Here is a 20,902-nt window from a genome sequence, read left to right on the forward strand (position 1 = left end):
GCATGCTAGAATCTTTATCTCTGTCTATCGTCGTTATACTGGCGGTAGTCGCTATTGGCTTTATTGCCATCGTTATCAAAATGTACCAGAAGGCCATCCAGGGCGAGGCCATGGTGCGTACCGGTCTGGGCGATACAAAAGTATCCTTCTCCGGTATTTTTGTGGTGCCAGTCATCCATAAACTGGAAGTGATGGACATCACCCTTAAAACGATCGTGATCTCCAGAACAGGCTCCGAGGGTTTGATCTGCAAGGACAACCTGCGTGCCGACATCAAGGTGAACTTCTTTTTGCGTGTGAACAAAACGCCGGAGGACGTGATACAGGTGGCGCAGTCCATCGGCTGTAAGCGTGCCTCTGATCACTCGGCGCTGGAAAGCCTGTTTGACGCCAAGTTCTCCGAAGCACTGAAAACCGTGGGTAAGCATTTCGACTTTGTGGACCTGTACCAGAGCCGCGACGATTTCAAGCGGCAGATCCTGCAGACAATCGGGACCGACCTGAACGGCTACGTGCTCGACGACTGCGCGATTGATTACCTGGAGCAAACGCCACTGACCCACCTGAACGAGAACAACATCCTCGATGCCGAGGGTATCAAGAAAATCATCGACCTGACGGCCAAGCAAAAAGTGCAGGCTAACCTGATTGAGCGGGAGAAGCAGAAAACGATCAAAAAGCAGGATGTGGAGGCACAGGAAACGATTCTGGAGCTTGAGAAACAGCTGGCTGAGAACGAAGAGAAGCAGAAGCGTGAGATTGCCAACATCAAATCGCGTGAGTTTGCCGAAATGGAGAAAGTGCGCCACGAGGAGCGCCTGAAAGCGGAGAAAGCCCGCATTGCCACGGACGAGGAAGTAAAGATCGCCGAGCAGAACAAAGACCGTCAGATATTGGTAGCCGAGCGCAGCAAGGAGCGTACCGATGCCATAGAAACAGAGCGTGTAGAGCAGGCCCGTTTGCTGGAGGCCAACGAGAAAGAACGTATCGTAGCACTGGCGCAGATCGAGAAAGAGAAAGCCATTGAAGAAGAGCGTAAGAACATACAGGGCATCATCCGCGAGCGTGTGACCGTGGAGAAAGCAGTGGTGGAAGAGGAAGAAAAGATCAAGGACACCAAGGCTTTTGCTGAGGCAGATCGTGTAAAACTGGTGGCCATCAAGAATGCTGAGAAAGAGGCGGAAGAGTCGCTGGTAAAAGAAATAAAAGGCGCAGAAGCAGCCCGTCAAGCAGCCGAGTTCAGAGCCAAGCAAATGCTGATCGATGCGGAGGCAGAGCAGGTGTCGTCGAACAACCGTGCACAGGCGATCAAGACCATGGCAGAAGCCGAAGCGGCACAAGCGGCAGCGATTGGTTTGTCAGAAGCACAGGTGATGGAGGCCAAAGCCCATGCCCGTCAGAAAGAAGGCGAAGCGGAGGCGCTGGTGATCAAAGCCAAGGCCAACGCACAGGCCGAAGCCGACGAGAAACTGGGTATGGTAACCGCCAAAGTGACGAAGGAGCAAGGTATAGCCGAGGCCACTGTGGTAGAAAACATGGCAACAGCCGAAGAGAAGCGCGGACTGGCAGAGGCCCGTGTGATCGGAGAGAAGTTCACCGTGGATGCCAAAGGTATAGAGGAGAAAGCCGATGCGATGCGCAAACTCGATGGCGTGGGCAAAGAGCACGAAGAATTCAAGCTGCGCCTGGAGAAAGACAAGGCCATCGAACTGGCTCAAATCAACATCCAGAAAGACATTGCCGCTTCACAGGCCGAGGTGATCTCCGAAGCCCTGAAGTCAGCGAAGATTGACATCGTGGGTGGCGAAACCATGTTCTTCGACCAGATCGTGGGCTCCATCACCAAAGGCAAGCAGGTAGACCGACTGGTAGGTAACAGCGAAGTGCTAAACACGGTGAAGGATACCTTCTTCCAGCCAAACGGCAACGGCCATGTGGACTTCCGCGAGAACCTGCAGCGTTTCATCAACCAGTTCGGCATGAACTCTGAAGACGTGCGCAACCTGAGTGTATCGGCCCTCTTGCTGAAAATGATGCAAAGCGCCGACGAAAGCACACTTGACACGCTGAAGCAGCTGACCTCGACGGCCACGGCCATGGGTATAGCGGACAAGCCGTATATTTCATTGAACTAACCTCACCCCAAACCCCTCTCCTAAAAACAGGAGAGGGGCTTTTTATACCTGTGGTGGTATCATATCAATGAAAGAAGTTTTACAGATAAATAAGAGACATCAGTTAAAGTCTATCTCCAACGGAGCATTAGTGATATTAGGCTATCCTGTAGGTCTTCTGTTACTTTGGTTAAAGGAATTAATTTGGTTTAAGGAGAGTAGTGTGCTTTTAGAGCTAAACTTTTACTTTCTCCTATTAGGAGTTTGCACTGTTTCCTTCCTACCAGCATTTTACTTACATATTGTTTATTATCTAACGAACAGATATACAGTTGTAGAAGTAGATAAGCAGCAGCAACTAATAACAATTACTGACAAAAAAGGAAAGCACGTTATACATGCCTCAGATATAAAACAAGTAGCAAGGGTGGTGCAGCGAGATTACCGACTTCCTGAGAAGCAGCAGAATTGGTTTCCAGTTCCATGGAGAAAATATGGATACCTGAAATTAGTCACCCATGACAATACCGTCTTCTTGCTAACATCCCTCATGCTTGACCCGATAAACCCGCTTATCAAGGAAACAGAGACCCAATACAAATTCCTGCCCGACATAGATGAAACTTTCGAAGAAGAGTTGACAAATGCAGAGATTGAAGACCAGCTACGGGTATTAGTAGAAAGCTTTAAGTTGAAATTTAAGGATCACACTGAACAAGAGCTTGTAGAGAAGATCTCAAAAAAGGGGTACAGGAAAGAAGCAGTAATAGCAGCTGAAGAGCTTTTGCATGAAAATATACTTAACAACAAGAAATAAGGTGCAATTAGGCGTGCTTTAGTTAAGCTATTAAAGAAGCCACTAGTACAAAGTAAGCCGTGAAAACACTTGGCTTTGAACAAAGCCAAAAACTTATCATCATTCAATTTTAATCCTCCAACCTAATGGAAGATACTAATACCACCGCTTCTTCAGCTGCCGAAAACGTGCAACTGGAAGGCGGTACCTATGAAATCTTACGGAACCGTCTACAGAAAAGCGGGGCCGAACTGCGTGCGCAACTGGAACAGCTGAATCAGGAGCGGAAGAGCGTGTTCGGGGCCATTGAGACGCAGCTGATTACGACCGAGCGCATTACCACCGAGAACAACTGCGTGCCCTGGGACATGGTGCCGGTGGGCTATACCTTGCTTTTTGGTTACAACGTATTCCTTGGCCTGAAGTCGGAGGTGGAGCTGTCGGATGTGTTTGGCGTCTATACCTACGAAGGGCACAGCTTCCACCAGCAGTCGCTCGATTTACTGCAGGACAAGACCTTTCAGGACGATTTTCAGAAGCTCTACAAGTACTACAAGAATACCCAGTTTGTTAAGTTCGCACACATCGGCAACTACCTGTACATGGTGTTTCGAGTGGGCAAGGGCCTCAACGATGTCAAGACTTTTAAGTGGTTGCTCAAAGGCGACACGATCACCTACATCGACAACCGCAGCGACCACGAGTATGTGTTCCCCAACCAGCACGATTTCAGCTGGAAACGCACCACCCGTGAGGCGCAGCGCAAAGGCAAGCACCCGCACGTGTCCATCGAAGACAAGGTGTTTGTGGAGACGGTAGGCGGCGACCTCACCATCAAGGTAGAGGACAACACCGATTCCGGCCGCGGCATTTATTCGGAAGAGGTCGAAGACAAGGACCAGACGCTCGACGACTCGGAGATCTACTACGCCATCCTCGGCAACATCATCATACTAAAAATCCGGCCATACCGCGAGAACAACTACCGCTACTTTGTCTACAATTCCAAGTTGCAGGAGGCCCGCCGCATCGATGCGCTGGAGCATAGCTGTGTACTGTTGCCGGACGGGCAGGGGATTATCTACGCCTATGGCTACTACCTGCAGACGGGCGAGTTCAAGCAATTCGACAACAACCTGCAGGATATGCTGTTTGAGAAGCGCATTGCTTCCCCGAACGGTGAGGATTTCTTGTATGTGTTTTACAACAAGGAGTCGGGCGTATACCTGCTGCTGTCCTATAACCTGATCACGCAGCAGATCGAAACGCCGATCGTGTGCCACGGTTATGCCATTTACGAGAATGGCGAGCTGTGCTATTTCCGGGCCGACGAGGAGGCGCAGAAACACCACGCCATCCAGATCTGGCAGACACCTTATATTGGGCCGAACTTTGTTATACCTGTTACGCAGGAGTCATACCTCTACAAGATCGGCAACAAGGATATTGTGCGGGCCATGGCCGAGAGCAACGAGGTACTGTCCCTCTTGCACAAGGACGATTCCTATGCCAACCTATACCTGGATCTGATCAAGAAGACCACGGATGTGCTGGATTCTTACCACTGGCTCAACCGTGCGGAGACGTATAACTTGGCTACCCCGATTTCGGCAATCCGGCAAACGGCCACGGCGGCGGTGGAGGAGTACGAAAAGGTGCTCAGCATCAAGAAAAACACGCAGGCACAGATCAGTCAGGTGCTGGGGCAGGCCGATGCGCTGATCCAGACGCTGAAGTTTAAGAAGGCCGAGAGCATTAACGACTATGTGAAATATCTGGCCGACCTGCGCGGTATACGCGGTGAGGTGATCTCACTGAAAGAGTTGCGCTACACCGACCTGCCAACCATTGAAAAATACGAGGCACAGCTGCATCAATTTGCGCAGGATACCGCCAACGGAGCGGTTGAATTCCTGTTGCAACCCCATGCGCTGGCACCTTACGAGCAAAAGGTAAAAGAGATCAACACAGCCATTGAAGGGATTGCGAAGGTGGTGGAGGCCGATGCGACTGACAAAGAGATTGCAGCTGTATCGGCAGAGCTGGAAATGCTGATCGATGTGGTGAGCAACCTCAAGATCGAAGACGCGACACAGACCACCCGCATCATCGACACCATCTCGGCCATTTACGCCACTTTCAACCAGACCAAAGCCACCCTGCGCCGCAAGCGCAAGGAGCTCCTGAGTCAGGAAGGCAAGGCCGAATTCAACTCGCAAATCAAGCTGATCAGTCAGAGCGTGGTCAACTACCTCGACGTGTCGGACTCGCCGCAGAAGTGCGAAGAGTATCTGGCTAAGTTGATGGTGCAGCTGGAAGAGCTCGAAGGCCGTTTTCCGGATTTCGACGAGTTCATGGAGCAACTCACCGTCAAACGGGAGGAGATTTACAGTGCCTTTGAATCAAAAAAAGTGCAGCTACAGGAGACGCAGAACAAGCGTGCCAACAGCCTGCAGCAAGCAGCAGACCGTATCCTGAAAGCGGTGCAGAACCGGGCCGGCAAACTGACTTCGGTGAACGAGATCAATGGCTACTTCGCCTCCGATCTGATGATCGAGAAGGTGCGGAGCACGGTAGAGGAGTTGCTCAGGATCGGTGATACCGTAAAAGCCGACACCATTCAGAGCCGCCTTAAAACGCTCAAGGAAGACGCTGTTCGTCAGCTGAAGGACAAGCAGGAGCTATTCGTGGAAGGCGCCAACATCCTGAAGTTTGGCAAGCACCAGTTCACCGTAAACACCCAACCCTTGGAGCTGAGCGTGGTGCACCGCGACAACGCCATGTACTACCACCTCACGGGTACCAACTTTTTCGAGAAGATCACCGATGAATCTTTTTTGAGTTTCCGTCCGGTGTGGGAGCAGACGCTGGTATCGGAAAACAATCAGGTATACCGCGCCGAGTACCTTGCCTTTAAAGTGCTGGAAGCAGCGCAGGAAACAGGTATAGCCGGTCAGCATGAGGAGAACAGTTTTCATCACCTGACTATTGACGAGCTCCACAAACTCACTGAAGCCGAACTGACGGACTACGTGAACAAGTTCATGGCCGTGCGCTTCAACGAGGGCTACATGAAAGGTGTGCACGACCACGACGCGGCCCTGATTTTAGGTGCGCTGATCCGCCTGATCAAAACCGCCGATTTGCTCCGCTATACCTCCATCGACAGAGCCTGTGCGCAGCTGTACTGGAAAGTATTTGTGCCGGAAGCCAAAAAGAAAATGCTCCATCACCAGCTCCAAGGTATAAGCGCCATCCTGCAGGTGTTCCCCGACACGCACGAGTTTGACGACGTGAAGGCCGATCTGCAGCAGGAGCTCTCTACCTTTCAGCAGGAGACCGGACTGTGCATAGCGGCCAATGCAAGCGAGGCAGGCGCATACCTGTTTTACGAACTCACCCGTGGCGACCACTTTGTGATCGACAGTCAGGCGGATGTGCTGTATGACGGTTTCAAGCATTTCCTGACGGAGCGCAAAGTGCTGGACCGATTTGAGGAATCCGTGAAGGCACTGCAGGAGAACGTGGCGCACCAGTTTGAATTGATCCAGCACTGGCTCAAGGCTTACATCGCACAGACGGGTCAGCACGACAAGACCGAGTTTGTAGCCGAAGTAGCTGTTTTGCTTTTGACCGACAGCTACAGTCCACTGCAAGTGGTGCATACCGTTTTGAAAGAGAATTTGCAAGGTATGCAGGGCGCACACCAGCAGGTACAGGGCCGGCAGTATCAGCTGAACTACCACCAGTTCCTGCACCGCCTCCGTAACTATACCTACAGCACTGCCACCGCTTTCACAGCTTTCACGGAGCTGAAGAAGGGCCTCACGCAGCAGGCCGAGCAGGCGCTGCGTCTGAACGAATTCAAGCCGCGGGTGCTCTCGTCGTTTGTGCGCAACAAGCTGATCGACCAGGTATACCTGCCGCTAATCGGCGCGAACCTTGCCAAGCAGATTGGTTCGGCAGGCGAGACCAAGCGCACCGACCTGATGGGTATGCTGCTCCTGCTCTCGCCTCCAGGCTATGGTAAGACCACTATTATGGAGTACATCGCCAACCGGCTGGGCATTATCTTTATGAAGATAAACGGTCCGGCCATTGGTCATCAGGTTACGGCGCTGGACCCGAAAGAGGCGCCCAATGCCGCTGCCCGCGAAGAGCTGGAGAAGCTGAACCTGTCTTTCGAGATGGGCGATAACGTGATGATTTACCTCGACGACATCCAGCACTGTAACCCGGAGTTTTTGCAGAAGTTCATCTCGCTTTGCGACGCCCAGCGCAAGATCGAAGGTGTGTACAAAGGCCGCAGCAAAACCTATGACTTCCGGGGCAAGAAGGTATGCGTGGTCATGGCCGGCAACCCTTATACCGAGACAGGGGAGAAGTTCCGCATACCTGACATGCTTGCCAACCGTGCCGACATCTACAACCTGGGTGATATAATCGGCGACACCGCAGACGTGTTCAAGCTGAGCTACATCGAAAACTCCCTCACGTCGAACACGGTGCTGGCGAAGCTGGCCGCGAAGAGTCAGAAGGACATCTATGCGCTGCTTCAACTGGCCGAAACCGGCGACAGCGAAGGACTGGAATTTGAAGGTAACCACTCGGCTGCCGAGCTCAACGAGTATGTGCTGGTGCTGAAAAAACTGCTCAGGATTCAGGACGTGATCCTGAAAGTGAACCTGGAGTACATCCGCTCGGCGGCGCAGGCAGACGAGTACCGCACCGAGCCGGCTTTCAAGCTGCAGGGCTCTTACCGCAACATGAACAAGTTGGCCGAAAAGGTTATGCCGATCATGAACGACCAGGAACTGCAGACGCTCATCTTGTCGCACTACGAAGCCGAGTCTCAAACGCTCACTTCCGGTGCCGAAGCCAACATGCTCAAATTCAAGCAACTGATCGGGATTATGACTGAGGCAGAGGCGCAACGCTGGGAGGACATCAAAGCGACCTTCGTGCGCAACAACAAGCTCAAAGGCTTTGGCGGCAACAACCAGGTCGGGCAGGTGCTTTCCGAAATGGAAAACATCTCCGGCGGACTGGCAGGTATAAAAGAGGTGTTGAGTCAGTTTAAATCGAACAGGTTGGAGGCAGCGGAGGGGCTGTAAAGGTATAGCTGAGAAATGCCCTCACTACGAACTGAGATAAATAAGCCCCGGCAGGTATAAACTGCTGGGGCTTATTTATTTACCCAGGTATAGCATTGGTGCCAAATATTTATAATCAATGTACAGGAATCTTTTTGGATGCCATCAGGTTGATTAATCCCTGGATAAGCCCGAACTTTGTGCCACTATGCCATTAGCCATCACCTCTTTAAATTCCGGCAGCAACGGAAACTGTTACTACATCGGCAACGGCCAGGAAGCCGTGCTGGTGGATGCAGGTATTTCGTGCCGGGAGACCGAGCGGCGCATGCAGCGGCTTGGACTGAGCATGCGGCAGGTGAAGGCCATTTTTGTGTCGCATGAGCATTCCGATCACATCAGAGGTATACCGGTGCTCGCCCGAAAGTACAAACTGCCGGTATACATCACGCCCGATACGCTATACCGTTCCCGGATGGACTTGAGTGGAATAGAAGTGCTTTCATTTACCGGATACGAGCCTGTAGCAGTCGGGGCACTGTCGGTGACGGCCTTCCCGAAATTTCATGACGCAGCGGATCCGCACAGTTTTGTGGTGGCAGGCAACGGTGTGAAGATCGGCGTTTTTACGGACATAGGAGCCCCTTGCGACCACCTGATCCGGCATTTCCAGCAGTGCCACGCCGCTTTTCTGGAAGCGAACTACGACGACGGTATGCTGGAACAGAGTTATTACCCCTACTACCTGAAGCGCCGCATCAGTGGCAACCACGGGCATTTATCTAATAAGCAGGCGCTGGAGCTGTTTGTGGCGCACAAACCGGCTTTTATGAGCCATGTGTTTCTGTCGCACCTCTCCAAAGACAACAACTGCCCGAAGCACGCAAAAAGCCTGTTCGATGTATGCGCTGATGGCACTGAGATCGTTGTAGCCTCTAGGTTTGCAGAAACAGCCGTGTACCATATCAGCAACCAAGGCGATATCTTCGGTCGCACCCTAACTGTAGAGGATATCACAACGGCAGGGGAGCAACTGTCATTGTTTTGAGCTTGTAGATGCCAGATATTAGATGCTAGATTTATAATCTCAAGAAGATTTGATAATAAGAAAGGGCCAGCTAGATAACAGCTGGCCCTTTCTTATTCTGATAATTCACTTAGGGTAATGCGCTTGTGCCCGATTCAGGTAATTTGTCGCCTGTCCCTGCAAACAGTTTTATTTCATATCTACTCCTAAACTCTTCAACTCTCAAACTCCCTAACTCCTAAACTCCCAAACTCCTATCAGTTTGCTTTCTTTAGGTACTTATACAACTCTGAATCGGTAGACAGGATAATGCTGGTTTTCTCATCGAAGGATTTGTCGAGGGTTTCCATGGAGCGCAGGAAGCTGTAAAGCTCGCGGGCCTGGGCGTTTCTGTTGTAGGCTGAAGCATAGATAGAAGTTGCCTGCGCGTCGGCCTTACCACGGATCATCTCTGACTCGCGGGTAGCTTCGGACTGGATCTTGGCCAGGTCGCGCTCCTTGTTACCTTGTATCTTGCGTGCCTCTCCCTGTCCTTCAGATCGGAACTGGTCCGCAATACGGTTTCGCTCGCTGATCATACGGTCGTATACCCGGTTGCGCACCTCATCCACGTAGTTCATGCGTCTAAAACGAAAATCCAGAATCTGAACACCAAGGTCGGCAGTGCGCTCGTTGGCGCGCTTCAGTACCAAGGCCTCTATCTTGTCGCGTCCCACGGTGATATCGTCCAGGTTGTCGAGGTCTTCCATCAAGGCGTCGGATACTTCAGGTTCGCGGTTGGTGGAGCGCACAATGTCCAGCAGGTCGTGGCTGGCAATGGCGTTACGTGTCTCGCCGTCCAGTATATCATCGAGGCGTGACTGGCCGGAGCGCTCGTCGCGCAGACGGATAAAGAACTGCAGCGGGTTGATGATCTGCCAGCGGGCGTAGGTGTCTACGAAGATAAACTTCTTGTCTTTGGTCGGAACCTGGTTGGAGTCGCCATCCCACTCCAGGTAGCGCTTGTCAAAAAACTGCACCTTTTGAATAATGGGTATTTTGAAGTGCAGACCCGGTTGTGTGCGAGGCTCCCCAACGGGCCTTCCGAACTGCGTCACGATGGCCTGTTGTGTTTCGTCGAGCACAAACATGCTGGTAAAGGCCAGCGTGAGCAGGAGAACAGCAACTATGAGCGAAAGTATGTTTCTGGTTTTCACGGGCTATTTCTTTTCAGTCTGGTTCAGGTTTAACAAAGGAAGGACGTTATTACCTTTTTCATCGACAATGATCTTACCGCCAATCTTGGGCAGAATACGTTCCATGGTCTCCAGGTAGAGACGCTTTTTGGTCACTTCCGGCGCCTTCACATATTCTTCGAACAGGGAATTAAAGCGGGCAGCCTCACCGGTGGCTACATTTACTCGGGTCAGGGCAAAAGCCTCGGCCAACTGAATGGTTTCGCTGGCCTCGCCACGGGCACGCGGAATAATGCGGTTATACTCGGACTCGGCCTGGTTGATGAGTGTTTCGCGCTCTTGCTGCGCCTGGTTCACAGCGTTGAAAGAAGGCTTAACTGTTTCCGGCGGATTCACATCCTGCAGCACAACCTGGTCGATGCGTATACCGTTTTCGTACTCGTCGCACATCCGTTGCAGGAGTACCTCCATGCTCGTTGCCACCTCCTGGCGACCCACTGTCAGCACTTCGTTCACGGTGCGGTCGCCTACGACTTTGCGCATGGCAGCCTCGGACATATCGCGCAGGGCCTTCTCAGCATCGCGTACCTTGAACAGGTAATTGTAAGAGTTAACAATTCGGTATTGCACCACCCACTCCACATTGGCCAGATTCAGGTCACCGGTCAGCATGAGCGACTCATCGTTGAAGTCCGCTTTAGAGTACTGCGTGCTTGTTCCTGCCTCTACCGTTCTGAAACCAAACTCCTGCTTCAGCTGTCGCTGCACCGGTATCTTTTTCATCTCTTCTATGCCAAAGGGAAGAATGAAATTCAGTCCGGGCTGTACGGTGCGGTCGTAGTGGCCCACATACATGACCACGCCTTCTTCTTCGGGGCCAACCGTCTTCACAGAGGTGAAAATGAGGATCAATAAAATCAAGCCGAGCAAGACCTTTCGGAAATGCTTGCTAAGCAGGAACATATAGTATTGTAACCGGTAGTTGGGTTCTGCCATGGGTGCGGGGCAAATGGTTTATAGCGTTAAGTTAATATAAAATTATTACAAGTTCTAATTTGCAATATCAGGTATAGACCAACAGGTTGGCCGACTGTAGAGCAGTATAGGTGACAGACTTTCGGTTGTATTTGGTTGATTTTCAGGTATAAATGAAATAACAAAACGGCTTTTTCTGTAGAAGTGCCGTAAAGGAGGTAAGCAGTGAAAAATCTCCATCATCTACTTCAACACCAAAAATCATTGGACCATGAGAAAGATACTAACGCTTCTATTCGCTTTGCTTGCCGGTTACGGTGCGCAGGCACAGGGTACTATACCTTCTTCGGAGGCTCAAATTAAATCTGCCGTGCTGGCTGCCCCAGCCGACAAGCGGGAGGGAGCCACCGTGCTCGGGTATAACCAGAAAGGGGAGTTCGTTACATTGCGCAAAGGTTCCAATGAGCTGATTTGCCTGGCAGACGATCCGAAGCAGAAAGGCTTCTCCGTTTCGTGCTACCACCGCGATCTGGAGCCGTTCATGGCCCGGGGCAGGGAGCTGCGAAAAGCCGGCAAAAGCAGCGAGGAGATTTTCGAGACGCGTGAAAAAGAAGCCAAGAGCGGTCAGCTGCGCATGCCCAAGCAACCCACTTCGCTCTTCGTGTACACCGCCTCCGAAGAAGATGCGGATATGAAAACGGGGGAGGTGAAAAATGGCTATTTGCGCTATGTGGTGTACATCCCTTGGGCCACAGCCGAAAGCACCGGCCTGCCGCTAAAGCCGGACGCAGGGGCTGATGCCATGCCCTGGATCATGTACCCCGGCACGCACGGAGCCCATATCATGATCAATCCGCCACGCAGCAAGACAGGCCAGTAGCCAAGACTAAAGCACTGATGTCTGCATGAACTGCTAACCTGTCGCTAGCGGTTCACCAACTTGTCTATGCTTTTCATCAACAAAAAAGCAACAACACCTCCAACACCGATGATCTTGATCACCCTTTCCGGGTCCGGAATGGACTTGAATTTCGTGTTGCCGTCTTTTATCTCGATGTAGCCAACCGGTTTGATGGCCACCCCGCCACCGCCTCCGGTGCCTTCTTCGCCTGCCTTGGAGCCTGCGCCACCGCCGAAGCCATACATGGCCTTGGCCGCAGGTATAACCGTAACGCCTTCCCGCTCCACCGGCTCGCCATAGATGGTGGCGGCGTTCGCTGATATGCCCAACCGCTGGGCCAGTTGCTCAATAACAGAAGCTTTGTTGTTATGCTGAGTATCCATTGTCGTCTGTTTTAGATGTCGGTTATCCTACCAATTAGCAATTGCCCATAAAATTCAGTCAAGGCCGGAGGCCGTTGCCGATCTTATGAAAATGCCTGAACTTAATGTACGGTTGGTCAAACGTGAGGGACACCGAATAGGAGGGAACGTACTGCCAATTTTCGTGAGCGCAAACGGGTAGCCGATTCTGGAGGGTTTAGGGATTAGTGAACCAGGTATAAAAGCCAAAGAGGCGCTGGGGTTGGTCCCGCGCCTCTTTGGCTTTTCGCTTTAGGTTGCTACTTCATCCGTAGCTTATCGAAGTCTGTCAGGCTATACTAGCGGTTTTTGCGCAGGTTTCAGCCAGTAGCTCATAGGAACGCAATCTGGCAGTCGTATCATAGATACCCGTCGAGACCATGATCTCATCCACTTGCGTCTCATCCAGAAAAGCCTGCAAATCCTCCTGTATGGTTTTCGGGCTGCCCACAAAGGTATAGCGGAGCATTTGCTTCACCGCGTATTCCTCCTGCAGACTCCAGTGGTTGCCCATGCTTTCCACGGGTGGCTGCATCGGGAGCGCTTTTCCCCTGATCACATTCAGGAAAGACTGGTAAAGGGAAGTGGCCAGATGGTTTGCCGCTTCATCCGTTTCCGCGGCGATCACGTTTACGCAGGCCATGGCATAGGGCTCCTTTAACTGGTTGGATGGCGTGAAATTGTCGCGGTATACCTTAAGGGCCACATGTAGGGCGGCCGGCGCAAAGTGACTCGCAAAGGCGTAAGGCAGGCCCAACATGCCCGCCAACTGTGCGCCAAACGTACTGGATCCCAACAGCCAGATCGGTATATCCTGTCCCTCTCCCGGTATAGCCCTTACTTTAGAGGAACGGTTGGAGGCACTAAGGTACTGCTGCAGCTCGGCCACGTTATTCGGGAAATCCTCCACATTGCCCTGCAGGTCGCGGCGCAGGGCATGGGCCGTAACCTGGTCGGTGCCGGGCGCACGGCCCAGCCCCAGGTCGATGCGGCCAGGGTACAGAGCCTCCAGCGTACCGAACTGCTCTGCCACAATCAGTGGGGCATGGTTGGGCAGCATGATGCCACCCGATCCTACCCGGATGGACGTGGTGCCGCCCGCTATGTGGCCGATCAGCACAGCTGTAGCCGAGCTGGCAATGCCGGGCATATTATGGTGCTCGGCCATCCAGTAGCGGGTGTAGCCCAATTGCTCCACGTGCCGGGCCAAGGCCAGACTGTGCTCAAATGAGTCGGCTATGGATTTGCCCGTCCGGATCGGAACCAGGTCCAGTACGGATAATTTGATATCGCTTAGCTTTTTGCTGTTACTTCCCATCTTGCTAGTTAAGTTTGAAATCAATGCATGCAGGTATAGCCTGAAACAAGCTTAGCAGATGCCGTCCACACCGCAGCTGTTTCCTTCTACGTCCAGTTTCTGAATAGAAGGGGCTACCTGCTGAAACACATTCAGAAAAGTCTCAGCCGGCTGCGCACCGCTCACCAAAAATTTGTCGTTGATCACGAAAGCCGGTACGCCTGTTATACCTGCAGACTGGGCGAAGGCTTCCATCTCGCGCACTTCCTGCTTCCCTTCTTCGCTTTCAAAAAATCCCTCCAGTCGCTCGGCCGGTATACCTTGCGCTATCCCTATTTCCTGGAGCACGGCAGTGTCGTTCATGTTGCGGCCTTCAGTGAAATAAGCTTTGAATAAGGCGTTGGCTACTGCATGCTGTACTTCATACTGCTCAGCCAGCCAGATCAGGCGGTGGCCGTTGAAGGTGTTGTTCACCGTCATCTCCTCCGAAAAATTGAACCTTATACCTTCTTCGGTTCCTGCTTCGGCCATACGCTGGTCCATGGCAGGTACCTGCGGCAAAATCTGTTCGCCGTAATTGCCCTTGAAATATTCGAGTCGGCCCATACCGTCCTGCGGGATGTTCGGGTTCAGCTCAAAGGCCTTAAAGTTAATCTCAGCATCGTACTGGTCCTGTACCTGCTGCAGGGCTTTGCCGAGACGGCGCTCGCCCACATAGCACCAGGGACAGTTGATGTCGGAGAAGATATCTATTTTGATTTTTTGCTTCGTCATGGTCATTTTGTTAAAAAAGCGTAAGCCGACAGCTGTCCGATGGGGCAGCTGTCGGCCATAGGCAATTGAAAAAACTTAGGCTTCGATGATGAACTTCTCTCGCTGTCTTCTCACTTTTGGCAAAGCAGCCAGCCAGTCGTTCTCAGCATCGCGGTAGCCAAGCGGCAACAAGGTTACGCTGCGCAATCCTTTCTCGTTAAGTTTGAGTAGCTTGTCGAGAGCGGCAGCGTCGAAACCTTCCATCGGAGTGGCGTCTACCTGCTCGGTGGCAGCAGCCACCAATCCCACGCCAAAGGCGATGTAAGCCTGTCGGGCAGCCCAGTTAAAGTTCTGTTCCTGTGTATTGCGTTCGGCTATACCTAGCAGGATGTTCTTAAAGTCCAGCAGCTGCTCAGCCGGCATGTTTCGTACCTCCGCCGCGTGTTGGATGTACTCCTCAATCTGATCCGGGGTGATATCGTCCCAGGCGGCAAACACCAGCAGGTGAGAGCTTTCCTCGATCTGGGGTTGGTCCATGGCGATCGGCCTGATCTGCTTTTTCAGCTCCTCGTCCTCAATCACCAGCACGGTGTAGGGCTGCAGGCCCATGGAGGAAGGAGCCAGCCGGATCGCCTCTAAGATTCGTTCTACTTTATCAGATGGCACACGCTGGCCATTCATTCGCTTCGACGCATAGCGCCATTCTAAAGATTCCAGGATATTCATGTCTATACAACCATTAAAGTTTCAGTAACGTTTCATAACTAGGTTACTTTTGGTAACTCAAAATTATGCGGTATATTTGAGACAGACAAGAAGGCACCTGCACAGTACTAAGTATCATGGCAGTAACTATTGTTGAAAATCAGCAACTTATGATAAAGGAAAAGATCGATAAAGTTTTGTGTACACAAACAGAACCCGAGCCATGCTGCCCGATCAAAGATATAATGGCCCGCTTTGGCGATAAATGGTCCATTTATACCATTCTGATGTTGGGGAAGCAGGAAAAACTCCGGTTTAACGAGTTGAAAGGCTTGATCGCAGGCGTTTCGCAGCGCATGCTTACCGTTACACTGCGATCTCTGGAAGAAGACGGGCTGGTGAGCAGAACCGTGTACCCTGAAATTCCGCCCCGGGTAGAGTACAGCCTGACTCCGCTGGGCCAGAGCCTGCTGCTGCAGTTGCTGCATCTGGCTGATTGGGCCAAACTAAACGTCGACCAGATACTGGAGGCAAGGGCCAGGTATAGCAGGAAAAGCGTCTAAGCGTTATAGTTCATCAATCAAGATTGAGCTTGCCGCATCTTAGTCATTATCTGCGATCCGAGCCATAGTCTCTTTTACTCTAATCCCGGTTACTTCAAAAGCAACCGGGATTTTTAATGTAGGGAGTGGGGCAAGGCTTAAACCTCCTGGTTTTGCAGGGCATGAAGGTATAGCGTGGCGCAGGCCAGAGCATCCGAGAGGGCATCGTGGTGGTTGAGTTGTATCCGGTGCTCCCGGCAGAGCGTGGCCAGGTCTTTTTTGTAGATTTTGAGGGTACATTGAGGCAGGTAGGAGGGTTGTTCCACGCCGTAGTAATCCAGGGTATGGCGGAGGCAGCTGAAGTCGAACGCACCGTTGTGCGCCACTACGGTCTGGTGCTCAATGTAAGGTTTTATTTCGCGCCAAACTGCCTCGAAGGAAGGGGAGTGGCAGGTGTCCTGTGGTCTGATGCCGTGTATGGCTGTGTTGCGGTAAAAATAGGCGTTCTCGGGGGGGGCAAACCAGCTTGCTGATCTGCTCCGTGATCTGCCCGTTTTCGATGCGGACCAATCCGACCTGGCAGATGCTGCATCGTTTTCCCTGGGCTGTCTCAAAATCGATGGCGGTAAAGGTGTGGGGCATAAAGGGAGAATATGTGTTGCTCCCGGCAAAGGTAAGGTTTTTTGAGACCTGTTACAGCAGCAGGGTATCAATGCGGTGCGCCAGCACCATTTGTTCGCAGGCCGACCAGCTGAAAATGGTGAACCGCCCGTCCTGAGAGGCCACCAAAGCCAGGGCATCCTGCTGATCGTGCACGAACTGGGCGGCAGACAAGTGCCGTGTTCCCCCGCTCTGAGCCGGATGGTCGACCATCGCCTCGCCGCCCACAACCGGCTCTGTTACGATGATCTTTTCCACCAAGGGGCAGCCTTCCCGGCGTTTTATTTTCGCTCCAAAACCAAAAAGCTCATACCTGTCGCTGATGATGGTGGCGCCATCCACTGCCGTCAGGCCGGCCAGGGCGTCCACCGCCCGGTTCACATCATCCTGCCAGCTATACTCGTGCTCATCTTCATTTTTGAGCATGAGCTCTGCAAGACCGGAGAAAGCAGGGCCGACCGAATACTTCATGGGGTGGCGTATAGATTGCCGCCATTCCTCCGTGCCGGCAGGCACTACCAGCAGTATACCGCCTCTTTTGTGCGCCCGCATCGACACGGCCAGCTGCACCAATACGTTGAGTGACTGATTCCAGGCGCTCAGTGTGCTGAATCCGAGCAGGGAGTTAAGCAGATCGGGGCACTCGGGCACCTGTGCGTTTTGCTCTTTCACAATCTTGACCTGATCGCCGAGCAGCACGGCTACGTTCACGAATTTGCCGAAGCCGTCCTGGCGGCGGTGTTTAACGACGAGCAGGCCCGGCTCGGGCACATCCAGCACAAAGCAGAAATTAGGTATAATGCGCGTCGTACCCCATATGTAGAGGTAGTCCTTTTCATACCATACCCCCAGGTGAATGCCCGGACGCTCCACCCCAGGCCCGATTTTAGTCAGCACGGATGGCGACAGGGTGAGGTGATGCTCAAAAAGCAGGGGCTGCACCGCCTGATCAGGGGGCAGAAAAGCCAAAGATATTTTCGGGGAGTGCCCTTCCTCACGCCGCAGGCTCGCCCAAAAGGCAGCATCTATCATCGCTTCTATTATCTCCGCCCTGGGCGCAGTGGCCACATGGTCGTCCCCCCGCAGTCGCGCCTCGGCAATCTGACCGGCGAAATGCTGTTCCATGGTTTTGGAGACCTTGCGGGCTGCCTGGTAAGTCGATTTTCCAATCATAATTTGCTGGCCTATGTGTTCTGAACCTGATTAACCTGAGTTTGTCCGGCCCGTATGTAAGTTCCCAAACACCTGTACTGTATTTTGAGGAGTAGTGTTGAGGCAAAGCATTTGGTTAAAAGCAAGACAGCCGCTGCAGGAGTACCCACAGCGGCTGTTTGAAGTTATGTCCTAAGACCAGGTATAGGTTTGCTTAGTCAAGGCCACCTTTACGCGTCGCAGGTCTGGCTTCCGGCCAGCTTGCCCTTTCGCCGGTGCGTGGGTTGACAGGCAGCACACTGCGCTCTCGCGATACCATTTCCGGCTCTTCGCTGGCCATGTAAGCCAAAATGGCGGTCAGGATGACGTTACTGCGCACGTCGTCAAACACGATCTTGTCGTAAGTGTCGCGGTTGGTGTGCCAGGTATAGTTGCCGTAAGACCAGCTCAGGGAGCTCAGCATAAAGGCCGGCACATCATGCGGAATAAACGAGGCGTGGTCTGACCCGCCGCCGCCCGGGAAGCCAGGGTAGGAGGTCTGGATATCCTTGGTGATTTCGCGTGGCACGGCGCTCAGCCAACGGCCCATGTAGTCATAGGCGTGCAGGAAACCCTGACCCGAGATATTCGCCACACGGCCCGTGCCGTTGTCCTGGTTGAAAACGGCCTGTGTTTTCTTCACGATCTCCGGGTGGTCAGCCACAAAAGCGCGGGAACCGTTCAGGCCCTGCTCTTCGCTGCCCCAATGGCCTACCAGAATGGTACGCTTCGGGTTCGGGTATACCTGCTTGAGGATGCGCATTACCTCCATCATCAGGATCGTGCCGGTGCCGTTGTCCGTAGCACCTGTGCCGCCGTCCCAGGAATCGAAGTGAGCCGACAGGATCACGTACTCGTCCGGCTTCTCAGAGCCTTTGATCTCGGCGATCGTGTTGAAAGTCGGCACTGGCTTCTTGGCATGCTTGGACTCTGCCACCACTTTGATCTTTGGCTTGCTGCCGTTCTCGGCCAGGCGGTAGAGCATGCCGTAGTCCTCCAGCGCGATGTCTACCGTTGGGATATTTTTGGTGTAGGCACTGAAGATCTTGTTCACGCCGAAACCGCTTGACCAGTTCGACATCACAACACCGGCTGCACCGGCTTTCTCCAGGGCAACCGGCAGGGTGCGGGCGTTTTTGCCAGTCGCGCTGATGCGCTTGCGGTATGCCTCGTTCTGCGCATCACGCTCTTTCTTCATTTTCTCGAATGACTCCTCGGTCGCAAACTCTTTCCAGTTGTACTCCGGACGGCCGCTCGGCTGGTTCATCGATACCATTACAAACTTGCCTTTCACGCTTGGCAACCAGCGCTGGAACGCGAGGGAGTCGGTAAACTCAGGCATGGTGATGACCTCAGCCGTTACGCCTTTGGAGGAGGTAGAAGGGCTCCAGGCCAGCTGCATACCTTCCAGCGACTTCACGCGTGGGTGCACCATGTCGATGTGGGTAATGCCACGTTCCCAACCACGCCATTCGCCATAGTTCTCTATGCGGGCATCAATGCCCCAGTCTTTGTATTTGTTTACGGCCCAGTCAGCGGCCTCCTTCATTTGTGGCGTGCCCACCAAGCGCGGACCGACACCGTCCATCAGTTCGTGGCCCAGCTTCTCCAGCTGTGAGTTTTCGGTGGCCATCTTGATGATCTTCTCGATAACAGGATCTTGCGATTTCTGGGCTTGGTGCTGCTGCGGTCGCTGCGCAAAGGTTACGCTGCTCACGCCGCCTGAAAGCATCAAGGCCAGCGCCAGAATGCGGAAAGGGTGTTTCTTCATGGTTGGTTTAAGGTATAGGTTATGTAAGGGATAGACTATTCAAAATCTAATGTTCAGACTGACTTCAGGTGCTTTGGTTTAACTTTCGCCATAATTTTCCCGGGCGGCAGGTATAGCCTCACCCCAAATCAAACTGCTCCACTTCAGCCACAGTACCCGGCACAAACTCCTGCAGGTGCATATTCCCAATCCGAACCCGCACCAACCGTAGCGTCGGGAAGCCCACGGCGGCGGTCATTTTGCGTACCTGCCGGTTTTTGCCTTCCGAAATCGTGATGGCCACCCAACTGGTGGGGCCGTGGCGGTCGTCGCGGATGCGGCGGCTGCGCTCCGGAAAATCGGGTGCGGTCTCCAGCCGAAAGGCAGTGCAGGGGCGGGTGCCGTACTGTTCGCCGTAAATCCCGATGGCCACGCCTTCCTGCATTTGTGCGATAGCTTCGTCCGTGATCAGGCCGTCCACCTGCGCATAGTATTCCTTCTCGACCTGCTTGCTGCGTACCTGTTCGCTCGTTTTGCCGTCGGTGGTGAGCAGGAGCAGGCCCTCGCTGGCCTCGTCCAGTCTGCCGATGGCCATGGTGCCGGCCGGAAAATCGTGCAGGTCGCCGAGCAGTTTCTTCTTTTTCTTGTCGGTCACGAACTGGCTGATGTAACCGTAGGGTTTATGCAAAATAAAATGCCGGTGCTGCATGTAAGCGAAGGTATAAAATGAGGGGTAGATAAAGCTGCAAATTAGACAAAACCCCCGAATTTATCGGCAAGCACCGTAAAGGCAGCAGCTCGTTTTGCGTAATAGGACAAACATAAGATGAGGCCGGGCCGGGAAGTGGCCTGCGCTATACCTTGCCCATCGCGACCCGGCACAGGCGGCAGCCCCCGCAACCGCTTCCGCGTATAGAATAAAAGAAACGGCCGGTCAGGTATAGACGAAACAGGAGGGGAAAGGAATCATTCCGGCTACAATAAGCCTATCCAGGACACATCTGCCTCGCCGGCGCTTGATTACATCAATTTATTTTGCTTCATTACATAGGTAACGGAGCGTTAAACTTTATAAACCCAATGGCTATTTTTTGGACATTCTTAATAGCGGCTATACTTGGCTATATCGTAGGGCACTACATCGTGCCAAATCGGCAACTGCGCCAGGCCCTGCAGGACGTGCGCAAGCAGTGCGCTACAGCACTCGAGGAAGGCAACAAAGGCGTGTATAAAACCATCGTTTCCGACAACGGGAAATCCTCGGAGCTGGTGGTGGAAGTGCGCGAACTGGCCGTGACCAAAACCGGTCAGGTGAAGGTGGAGTATCTGAGTGCCCAGTACCGCAACCCCGACTTCAGAACAAAAAAGGGCGAGGCACTGCTTCTGGAAGTGCGCGACCTGCTTGGCGAGTACCTGCCGCTCAACGACATTGAGTGGTACGAAACCACCGACCGGCACGAGAACATCAAAAAATACTTAAACTCATTGGACCTAATCAACCACAACCTTTTCAGGTAATAGA

The 20,902-nt window shown here is 52.9% G+C and carries 17 protein-coding genes; 7 read left to right on the forward strand and 10 right to left on the reverse strand.

Annotated elements, in window-relative coordinates:
• Window positions 1-2 precede the first annotated feature (2 nt).
• From H9Q13_RS00835 to H9Q13_RS00850, 4 genes are all read left to right on the forward strand, one after another.
• The gene (locus tag H9Q13_RS00835; protein ID WP_191181864.1) at window positions 3-2,135 is read left to right on the forward strand and encodes a flotillin family protein; all 2,133 of its coding nucleotides are present in this window, start codon (window positions 3-5) and stop codon (window positions 2,133-2,135) included.
• 67 nt (window positions 2,136-2,202) lie between these two features.
• Window positions 2,203-2,931: a hypothetical protein gene (locus H9Q13_RS00840; protein WP_191181865.1), complete on the forward strand. Its 729-nt coding sequence runs from the start codon at window positions 2,203-2,205 to the stop codon at window positions 2,929-2,931.
• A 125-nt stretch (window positions 2,932-3,056) separates the two neighbouring features.
• Window positions 3,057-8,024, forward strand: a complete 4,968-nt coding sequence (locus tag H9Q13_RS00845; protein WP_191181866.1) for a DNA repair ATPase — start codon at window positions 3,057-3,059, stop codon at window positions 8,022-8,024.
• A gap of 187 nt (window positions 8,025-8,211) precedes the next feature.
• Entirely contained in the window at window positions 8,212-9,051 is an 840-nt protein-coding gene (locus tag H9Q13_RS00850) for an MBL fold metallo-hydrolase (protein ID WP_191181867.1), read from the forward strand.
• A 236-nt stretch (window positions 9,052-9,287) separates the two neighbouring features.
• On the opposite strand, the gene hflC is transcribed toward H9Q13_RS00850, so the two are convergent.
• Window positions 9,288-10,226: a protease modulator HflC gene (gene hflC, locus H9Q13_RS00855; RefSeq protein ID WP_191181868.1), complete on the reverse strand. Its 939-nt coding sequence runs from the start codon at window positions 10,224-10,226 to the stop codon at window positions 9,288-9,290.
• Between the two features lie 3 nt (window positions 10,227-10,229).
• Window positions 10,230-11,201 carry an FtsH protease activity modulator HflK gene (hflK, locus tag H9Q13_RS00860; protein WP_191181869.1) on the reverse strand — a complete coding sequence of 324 codons (972 nt, stop codon included), beginning with the start codon at window positions 11,199-11,201 and terminating at the stop codon, window positions 10,230-10,232.
• Window positions 11,202-11,451: 250 nt separating this feature from the next.
• Between hflK and H9Q13_RS00865 the strand changes: the two genes are divergently transcribed.
• Window positions 11,452-12,060 carry a hypothetical protein gene (locus tag H9Q13_RS00865; RefSeq protein WP_191181870.1) on the forward strand — a complete coding sequence of 203 codons (609 nt, stop codon included), beginning with the start codon at window positions 11,452-11,454 and terminating at the stop codon, window positions 12,058-12,060.
• A 44-nt stretch (window positions 12,061-12,104) separates the two neighbouring features.
• On the opposite strand, the gene H9Q13_RS00870 is transcribed toward H9Q13_RS00865, so the two are convergent.
• The 4 genes from H9Q13_RS00870 to H9Q13_RS00885 form a co-directional block, all read right to left on the reverse strand.
• Window positions 12,105-12,464, reverse strand: coding sequence for a spore germination protein GerW family protein (locus H9Q13_RS00870; RefSeq protein ID WP_191181871.1), 360 nt, complete (start codon window positions 12,462-12,464; stop codon window positions 12,105-12,107).
• A gap of 307 nt (window positions 12,465-12,771) precedes the next feature.
• Window positions 12,772-13,800 (reverse strand): LLM class flavin-dependent oxidoreductase, encoded by a 1,029-nt coding sequence (locus H9Q13_RS00875; protein ID WP_191181872.1) that lies wholly within the window; start codon window positions 13,798-13,800, stop codon window positions 12,772-12,774.
• Window positions 13,801-13,851: 51 nt separating this feature from the next.
• Window positions 13,852-14,553, reverse strand: coding sequence for a DsbA family oxidoreductase (locus H9Q13_RS00880; RefSeq protein WP_191181873.1), 702 nt, complete (start codon window positions 14,551-14,553; stop codon window positions 13,852-13,854).
• Window positions 14,554-14,628: 75 nt separating this feature from the next.
• Window positions 14,629-15,258 (reverse strand): NAD(P)H-dependent oxidoreductase, encoded by a 630-nt coding sequence (locus H9Q13_RS00885; protein ID WP_191181874.1) that lies wholly within the window; start codon window positions 15,256-15,258, stop codon window positions 14,629-14,631.
• A gap of 149 nt (window positions 15,259-15,407) precedes the next feature.
• Between H9Q13_RS00885 and H9Q13_RS00890 the strand changes: the two genes are divergently transcribed.
• Window positions 15,408-15,800 carry a winged helix-turn-helix transcriptional regulator gene (locus H9Q13_RS00890; RefSeq protein WP_224743988.1) on the forward strand — a complete coding sequence of 131 codons (393 nt, stop codon included), beginning with the start codon at window positions 15,408-15,410 and terminating at the stop codon, window positions 15,798-15,800.
• A gap of 137 nt (window positions 15,801-15,937) precedes the next feature.
• Here H9Q13_RS00890 and H9Q13_RS00895 read toward each other — a convergent pair whose 3' ends face one another.
• The 4 genes from H9Q13_RS00895 to H9Q13_RS00910 form a co-directional block, all read right to left on the reverse strand.
• The gene (locus H9Q13_RS00895; protein ID WP_224743989.1) at window positions 15,938-16,393 is read right to left on the reverse strand and encodes an exonuclease domain-containing protein; all 456 of its coding nucleotides are present in this window, start codon (window positions 16,391-16,393) and stop codon (window positions 15,938-15,940) included.
• A 79-nt stretch (window positions 16,394-16,472) separates the two neighbouring features.
• The gene (locus H9Q13_RS00900; protein ID WP_191181876.1) at window positions 16,473-17,612 is read right to left on the reverse strand and encodes a putative sensor domain DACNV-containing protein; all 1,140 of its coding nucleotides are present in this window, start codon (window positions 17,610-17,612) and stop codon (window positions 16,473-16,475) included.
• Window positions 17,613-17,805: 193 nt separating this feature from the next.
• On the reverse strand, window positions 17,806-19,401 hold the full coding sequence (locus tag H9Q13_RS00905) for a M20/M25/M40 family metallo-hydrolase (protein WP_191181877.1): 1,596 nt from the start codon (window positions 19,399-19,401) through the stop codon (window positions 17,806-17,808).
• 118 nt (window positions 19,402-19,519) lie between these two features.
• Window positions 19,520-20,089 carry a pseudouridine synthase gene (locus H9Q13_RS00910; RefSeq protein ID WP_191181878.1) on the reverse strand — a complete coding sequence of 190 codons (570 nt, stop codon included), beginning with the start codon at window positions 20,087-20,089 and terminating at the stop codon, window positions 19,520-19,522.
• A gap of 371 nt (window positions 20,090-20,460) precedes the next feature.
• On the opposite strand from H9Q13_RS00910, the gene H9Q13_RS00915 reads away from it, so the two are divergent.
• Entirely contained in the window at window positions 20,461-20,898 is a 438-nt protein-coding gene (locus H9Q13_RS00915; RefSeq protein WP_191181879.1) for a hypothetical protein, read from the forward strand.
• Window positions 20,899-20,902 lie beyond the last annotated feature (4 nt).

Source organism: Pontibacter aquaedesilientis (assembly GCF_014773225.1).
Taxonomy (GTDB): Bacteria; Bacteroidota; Bacteroidia; order Cytophagales; family Hymenobacteraceae; genus Pontibacter; species Pontibacter aquaedesilientis.